The organism is Caballeronia sp. (assembly GCF_049581465.1).
In the GTDB taxonomy this organism is placed as follows: domain Bacteria; phylum Pseudomonadota; class Gammaproteobacteria; order Burkholderiales; family Burkholderiaceae; genus Caballeronia.
In genome coordinates this window covers 1-7,010 of sequence record NZ_JBAUSA010000194.1, presented here as the reverse complement: position 1 = coordinate 7,010, position 7,010 = coordinate 1, and the positions used below count along the sequence as shown (strand labels likewise).

Here is a 7,010-nt window from a genome sequence, read left to right as displayed (position 1 = left end):
CCTTTGTCCTTGACTGGCATGGCGACGCCTACGGCAAGCTCGTGCGAATCGAATTCCTGCAAAAGCTGCGCGACGAGGAAAAGTACGTGGATCTCGAAACGCTATCAGTGGCTATCGCGCGCGATGTCGCCAACGCCCGCGCGTACTTCAGTTCCGGCGTCTACCCGGGCGGCCGCGACAGCGGTTTCGCCACGTCGGCTACCGACCGAATTAGTTAAGCGCGTGGCGCCGGGCCTATCTCCCGTTGCGCCGCCCGCTGCCCCGCTTTTCTCTTTGTTCCACCGCGCCCGTTCCCGTGCTTCGGCCGGAACCGCCGCCCACCGAATTCAATATCGAGTCATCCATGAGCGACAAGAAAGCTGCAAAGCAAGCTGGCAAGCAAGAAGCGAAGCCCCAGTCGAAATATCCGGTCAACCTGCTCGACACGCCATTTCCCATGCGCGGCGATTTGCCCAAGCGTGAGCCGCAATGGGTGAAGGAGTGGCAGGACAACAAGATCTACGAAAAGATTCGCGCCGCCAGTAAAGGCCGCAAGAAGTTCATCCTGCACGACGGGCCGCCGTACGCGAACGGCGACATCCACCTCGGCCACGCGGTGAACAAGATCCTGAAGGACATGATCGTCAAGGCGCGCAATCTGGCGGGCTTCGACGCGGTCTATGTTCCCGGCTGGGATTGTCACGGCATGCCGATCGAGATCCAGATCGAAAAGCAGTTCGGCAAGGCGCTGCCGGCCCGGGAAGTCATGGAAAAAGCCCGCGCCTATGCGAGCGAACAAATCGAAAAGCAGAAGCTGGGTTTTCGCCGACTGGGGATTCTTGGCGATTGGGACAATCCGTACAAGACGATGAACTTCGTCAATGAAGCGGGCGAGTTGCGCGCGCTGGCGAAGATTGTCGAGAAGGGCTATGTGTATCGCGGATTGAAACCGGTGAACTGGTGTTTCGACTGCGGTTCTGCGCTGGCCGAAGCGGAAGTGGAATACCAGGACAAGGTCGATCCGACCATCGACGTCCTGTTTGCCTTCGCCGATCCGGAAAAGACCGCGCACGCGTTCGGACTCAATGCGCTGCCGAAGCAGGAAGGCGGCATCGTGATCTGGACCACCACGCCCTGGACCATTCCGGCGAACCAGGCGTTGAACGTGCATCCCGAGATCACGTACAGCCTCGTCGATACCGAAAAGGGCTTGTTGATCCTGGCGCAAGATCGCGTGGAAGATTGCCTGAAGCAATACCACCTGACCGGTTCCGCCCTCGCCACGGCGACTGGCGAAAAGCTGTCCGGCCTGCGTTTCCATCATCCGCTGAGCGCCGCTCATCCGGGCTACAAGCGGACCGCGCCCGTCTATCTCGGTGACTACGTCACCACGGAGAGCGGCACGGGCATCGTGCATTCGTCGCCGGCGTATGGCGTGGAAGACTTCGTGTCGTGCAAGGCGCACGGCATGACCGACTCGGACTTCATCAACCCGGTCATGGGCGATGGCCGGTATATCGAATCGTTGCCGCTGTTCGGCGGACTCTCGATCTGGGACGCGAATCCGCAAATTGTGGAAGCCTTGCGCAGCGCGGGTTCGTTGCTTCATACCGTGAACTACAACCACAGCTACATGCACTGCTGGCGTCACAAGACGCCAATCATCTATCGCGCCACGTCGCAGTGGTTCGCTGGCATGGACGTGAAGCCGAACGATTCGGCGAGGACGCTGCGTGAAACGGCGCTAGAAGGTATCGAAAACACGGCGTTCTATCCGTCGTGGGGCAAGCAGCGCCTGTACAGCATGATCGCCAACCGGCCCGACTGGACGCTTTCGCGACAACGCCAATGGGGCGTGCCGATGGCGTTCTTCGTCCACAAGGAAACGGGCGAACTGCATCCGCGCACGCTTGAATTGCTGGAAGAAGTGGCGAAGCGCGTAGAGGTGAGCGGTATCGAGGCATGGCAGACGCTCGATCCCCAGGAATTGCTCGGCAACGAAGCCAACATGTACGAGAAGAACCGCGACACGCTCGATGTCTGGTTCGATTCCGGCACGACGCATTGGCATGTGCTGCGCGGCTCCCACAAGGATTCGCTGCAATTCCCGGCCGACTTGTATCTGGAAGGCTCGGACCAGCATCGTGGATGGTTTCATTCGTCCTTGCTGACCGCTTCCATGCTCGATGGCCGGCCGCCGTACAACGCGCTGCTGACGCATGGCTTCACTGTCGACGGCGAAGGCCGCAAGATGTCGAAGTCGCTCGGCAATGGCGTCGATCCGCACGAAGTGTCGAGCCGCCTGGGCGCGGAAATCATCCGCTTGTGGATTGCATCGACGGATTATTCGGGCGAACTCGCGATCTCCGAAGAGATCTTGAAGCGCGTGACGGAGACGTATCGGCGGATTCGCAATACGTTGCGCTTCCTGTTGTCGAACCTGTCGGATTTCGACTTCGCGCAACACGCTCGCCCCGTTGACGAATGGCTCGAAATCGATCAGTACGCAGTCGCGCTCGCGCAAAACCTGCAAGACGATGTACTCGCGCATTACGAGAAGTTCGAGTTCCATCCGGTGGTGTCGAAGCTGGCTACGTTCTGCTCTGAAGACCTCGGCGGGTTCTATCTCGACGTGCTGAAGGACCGGCTCTACACCATGAAGCCCGATTCGCGCGAACGTCGCGCGGCGCAAACGGTGCTGCATCACATCGCGCATGGCTTGCTGCGGCTCGTGGCGCCCTATCTGTCGTTCACGGCGGAAGAGGCGTACAAGGTCCTGCAACCGGACCGCAATACGATTTTCACGGAGCTGTATCACGTCTATCCGCAAGTCGCGGATGCCGGCGAAGTGCTCGACAAGTGGACGCTGATCCGCTCCGCTCGTGCCGACGTGACGAAGGCGCTGGAAGAAGCGCGTACTGCTAACCAGATTGGTTCGTCGCTGCAAGCCGAAGTGGAAATCCGTGCGAGCGGCGCGCGTTACGACGCTTTGATCAGTCTCGGCGATGACCTCAGTTTCGTGATGATTACATCGGCGGCGCAGGTGGTGAAGGTGGCGAGCGAAGCGGAAGAAGGCGTCGACGTGATTGCGTCGAAGTACCTGAAATGCGAGCGCTGCTGGCACTATGTCGACGACGTGGGCGCATCGGACGAGCATCCCGGCTTGTGCGGCCGCTGCATCATCAACCTCTTCGGCGATGGCGAAAAGCGGAGCGCAGCATAATGGCAAGGACAATGCCGAAGCAAACCAGCGGGTCACTCGCGCCTTGGCTTGGCGTGTCGCTGATCGTGATTCTCTTCGACCAATTGTCGAAGATCGCGGTTGCCCGTGTGTTCACGTACGGCGAGCCGCATGCCCTCACGCCGTTCTTCAACCTGTTCCTGATTTTCAATCGCGGCGCCGCATTTAGCTTTCTCGCGAGCGCCGGTGGCTGGCAGCGTTGGGGTTTCACTGGGCTTGGCGTCGTGGCGGCCATCGTGATCTGCTATTTGCTCAAGCGCCACGGCACCCAGCGGCTTTTCTGCACGGCGCTGGCGCTCATCATGGGCGGCGCGCTGGGCAACGTGATCGATCGGATTGCTTATGGTCACGTGATCGACTTCCTGGATTTCCATATCAACACGTGGCACTGGCCGGCATTCAATCTCGCCGATAGCGCGATCACGATCGGCGCAGTGCTCCTCGTGTTCGATGAACTGCGACGCGTTCGCGGGGCGAAGTAGTTTCTTGAGTAGTTCTTGAGCATTTGTTGAGTACGGAGGCGGCTTTGGAAACTGCAGAACTGGCAGGCAAGCATCTGGTACTCGGGCTGTCGGGCGGTATTGCGTGCTACAAGATCGCCGAACTCACACGTCTGCTGGTGAAAGCCGGCGCGACGGTGCAGATCGCGATGACCGAGGCCGCGACGCAATTCATCACGCCCGTGACCATGCAGGCGTTGTCGGGCCGGCCCGTGTATACGTCGCAGTGGGACGCGCGCGTGCCGAACAACATGGCGCACATCGATTTGTCGCGTGAAGCCGATGTGATCGTAATCGCGCCCGCTTCCACCGACTTTATCGCCAAGCTCGCGCACGGCCTCTGCGACGACCTGTTGTCCACACTGTGCGTCGCGCGCGATTGTCCGCTGCTCGTCGTGCCCGCGATGAACCGCCAGATGTGGCAGAACCCGGCGACCCAACGCAACGTGACGCAGTTGCGTGCGGACGGCGTCCAGGTGCTTGGGCCGGATTCGGGGGCGCAGGCGTGCGGCGAAGTCGGCGATGGCCGGATGCTCGAACCATCGGCAACCTTTGAAGCGATCTGCGCATTTTTCCAGCCGAAGGTTCTCGGCGGCCAGCGCGTGCTGATCACGGCTGGACCGACGTTCGAACCGCTCGATCCGGTCAGGGGCATCACCAACCGGTCCTCGGGCAAGATGGGTTTCGCGCTCGCGCGCGCGGCGGCCCAGGCTGGCGCGGACGTGCATCTGATTGCTGGCCCGGTCGCGCTCGACACGCCGTGGGGCGTAGTTCGCCAGGACGTGCAAACCGCGCAGCAGATGCACGACGCCGTGCTGCAAGCCACGCCTGACACCGATATTTTTATTGCAGTCGCGGCGGTTGCGGACTGGCGTGTCGATCACGTGAGCGAGCACAAGATCAAGAAAGCCGCCGATCGGGCGATGCCCACCTTCACGTTCGTCGAGAATCCGGACATTCTTGCGACCGTCGCGCGGTTGCCGAATCCACCGTATTGCGTGGGCTTCGCGGCGGAAAGCGGCGATCTCGATGTCCACGGTGAAGCGAAACGCGCGCGCAAGAAGGTGCCGTTGCTGATCGGCAATCTCGGGCCGCTGACGTTTGGTCTCGATGACAATGAAGTCGTGATGTTCGAGGAGTCCGGGATCACTCGTTTGCCGCGTGCCGATAAAAAACAACTGGCGCGCGCGTTGATCGGCGAGATTGCGAAGCGGGCGCCGCGTGGCGGATCGCTACTCTCCTAGCCTTCATTATCAATGGCCAAGGTCATGACGAAACTCTCAGTACTCGATCAAACACCGGTTATCCATGGCCACACCACGGCCGACGCGCTCGCCGCCACGCTCGACCTTGCGCGCATGGCCGACGAACTCGGTTACACGCGGTACTGGTGCGCCGAGCATCACGGTTTGCGCGGGGTATCGAATCCGGTTCCAGAAGTTCTGCTGGCGCGAATCGGTAGTATCACGAACAAAATTCGCATTGGCTCGGGCGGTGTCATGCTGCCGTATTACAGCCCATTCAAGGTCGCCGAACAGTTCCTGATGCTTGAGGCGCTGTTTCCCAATCGCGTGGATCTGGGCGTCGGGCGCGCGCCCGGTGGCGATATGCGGACGGCGCAAGCGGTTGCCGGAGGCTCGTATAATCGCGGCGATGTTTTCCCGCAGCAAGTCGGTGAACTCGTGGGTTTGTTCGATGGCACGCTGCCGGACGATCACGTCGCGCATGGCGTCTTGCTGCAACCGGAAATCGTGACCCGGCCCGAATTGTGGATGCTGGGTTCCAGCGAATTCGGCGGGTTGCTTGCCGCGCAACTCGGCATTCGTTTTGCGTTCGCGCATTTTATTAACGCGCAGTATGGACATCTTGTGGCAGATGCTTATCGCGAGCGTTTTGTGTCGCGCAATGGTTCGAAGCCCTATCTTGCGGCTGCTGTGTTCGCGATTTGCGCCGATACGGAAACCGAAGCCGCTGCGCTGGAACGCGCGGTCGATTTGCGTCGTGTGCAAATGGCTTATGGGCTGAACCTGCCGATTCCCTCGCTGGCTCAGGGTGCCGGGCAAGCGTTTGGCGAACGTGAACGGGCTATAGTCGAGCGAGAGAAAAGCCGCAGCATTATTGGCACACCGGAACGGGTGACCGAACAATTGCATCAACTTCAACAACGTTTCCATGCTGACGAACTGATCGTGCTGACCGTGGCCGGGAGTTATCGCGCGCGGCTGAGATCGTATCAATTGCTGGCAGAAGCGTTCGAACTTAAGTAGACCCAATGAAACTCGACATTAAAATCCTCGACGCGCGCATGCGCGATTTCCTGCCTGCCTACGCGACGACCGGCAGCGCCGGGCTAGATCTTCGCGCATGTCTGGACGAAGCCGTTACGCTTGAGCCGGGGCAGACCACGTTGATTCCGACTGGATTGGCGATCCATATTGAAGATCCGGGATACGCCGCGTTGATCCTGCCGCGCTCGGGTCTTGGGCACAAACATGGCGTGGTGCTTGGCAATCTGGTGGGGTTGATCGATTCGGATTATCAGGGGCAGTTGATGATTTCGACGTGGAATCGCGGTTCGACAGCATTTGTGCTTAACCCGTTCGAACGGCTCGCGCAGCTCGTGATTGTGCCGGTGGTGCAGGCGACGTTTAATATCGTCGATGAGTTTGCGGCAAGCGAGCGCGGTGCTGGAGGGTTTGGGAGTACGGGGAAGAGTTAGGCCCGAGATTGCTAAGGGGTTCTGCTAGCGGCGAATGTGGGCGATCGCAGCGCCCCCTCTGCTTGCGGTGAGTGTGCACTCCACCCTCGCCCCAAGCAGAACCCGCCGAACCATCACCAGGAGCCCCCTACGCCCCGGCCTCCTTTTGACATGCCGCCGCATACGCCCTAACAACCTGCCGAATCCGATCCTGCACGAGCGCCATCGGTTCATTCTCCAACTCTCCCCGACGCACGGCCCAATATTGATCGGGCATGAACTGGCTCAACAAATTCTCGGGAATGCGCATAGCGCCAAGATTATCGATAAGCTTCTGCGTCGCCGCGCCAATCTCCACGTCCGACCAGTAATAACGCACTCGATCGCTGTAGCTATAAGTCCGCAAGATACGTTGCTGCCCAGCATCGCCGTGATAATACTTCTCCCAATAACCCGGCTTCGCAAGCATCACACCCTCGACGACATTCCGCAGATTCGGACGCGAGCTTGCATCGATTAATTGGGTTTCAATATCCGCCAACGCATACAGCGCTTCCCGCAGCGCGAACGTTACTCCGGGACCCACTTTAAG

The 7,010-nt window shown here is 59.9% G+C and carries 7 protein-coding genes; 6 read left to right on the top strand and 1 reads right to left on the bottom strand.

All coding sequences use genetic code 11. The annotated features are described in order from the left end of the window. The 6 genes from WCA53_RS04860 to dut form a co-directional block, all read left to right on the top strand. On the top strand, nt 1-218 hold a 218-nt coding region (locus tag WCA53_RS04860; protein WP_423906210.1), incomplete at its 5' end, for a riboflavin kinase. 125 nt (nt 219-343) lie between these two features. Continuing rightward, nucleotides 344-3,202, top strand: a complete 2,859-nt coding sequence (gene ileS / locus WCA53_RS04855) for an isoleucine--tRNA ligase (RefSeq protein ID WP_423906207.1) — start codon at nt 344-346, stop codon at nt 3,200-3,202. Next, nucleotides 3,202-3,702 carry a signal peptidase II gene (lspA, locus tag WCA53_RS04850; RefSeq protein WP_423906202.1) on the top strand — a complete coding sequence of 167 codons (501 nt, stop codon included), beginning with the start codon at nt 3,202-3,204 and terminating at the stop codon, nt 3,700-3,702. The genes ileS and lspA overlap by 1 nt, the downstream gene beginning before the upstream one ends. 44 nt (nt 3,703-3,746) lie before the next feature. Continuing rightward, nucleotides 3,747-4,964 carry a bifunctional phosphopantothenoylcysteine decarboxylase/phosphopantothenate--cysteine ligase CoaBC gene (gene coaBC, locus WCA53_RS04845; protein WP_423906198.1) on the top strand — a complete coding sequence of 406 codons (1,218 nt, stop codon included), beginning with the start codon at nt 3,747-3,749 and terminating at the stop codon, nt 4,962-4,964. Nucleotides 4,965-4,988: 24 nt separating this feature from the next. Continuing rightward, complete coding sequence (locus tag WCA53_RS04840) at nt 4,989-5,987, top strand: LLM class flavin-dependent oxidoreductase (protein ID WP_423906195.1); 999 nt, start codon at nt 4,989-4,991, stop codon at nt 5,985-5,987. Nucleotides 5,988-5,992: 5 nt separating this feature from the next. After that, nucleotides 5,993-6,439 (top strand): dUTP diphosphatase, encoded by a 447-nt coding sequence (dut, locus tag WCA53_RS04835; protein WP_423906192.1) that lies wholly within the window; start codon nt 5,993-5,995, stop codon nt 6,437-6,439. 127 nt (nt 6,440-6,566) lie between these two features. On the opposite strand, the gene WCA53_RS04830 is transcribed toward dut, so the two are convergent. Then, nucleotides 6,567-7,010: class II D-tagatose-bisphosphate aldolase non-catalytic subunit (locus tag WCA53_RS04830; protein WP_423906189.1), on the bottom strand; the 444-nt coding region annotated here is incomplete at its 5' end.

Coding starts and splice junctions, on each gene's coding strand:
- WCA53_RS04840 (WP_423906195.1), top strand. CDS start 4,989: ATGACGAAACTCTCAGTACTCGATCAAACACCGGTTATCCATGGCCAC.
- ileS (WP_423906207.1), top strand. CDS start 344: ATGAGCGACAAGAAAGCTGCAAAGCAAGCTGGCAAGCAAGAAGCGAAG.
- dut (WP_423906192.1), top strand. CDS start 5,993: ATGAAACTCGACATTAAAATCCTCGACGCGCGCATGCGCGATTTCCTG.
- lspA (WP_423906202.1), top strand. CDS start 3,202: ATGGCAAGGACAATGCCGAAGCAAACCAGCGGGTCACTCGCGCCTTGG.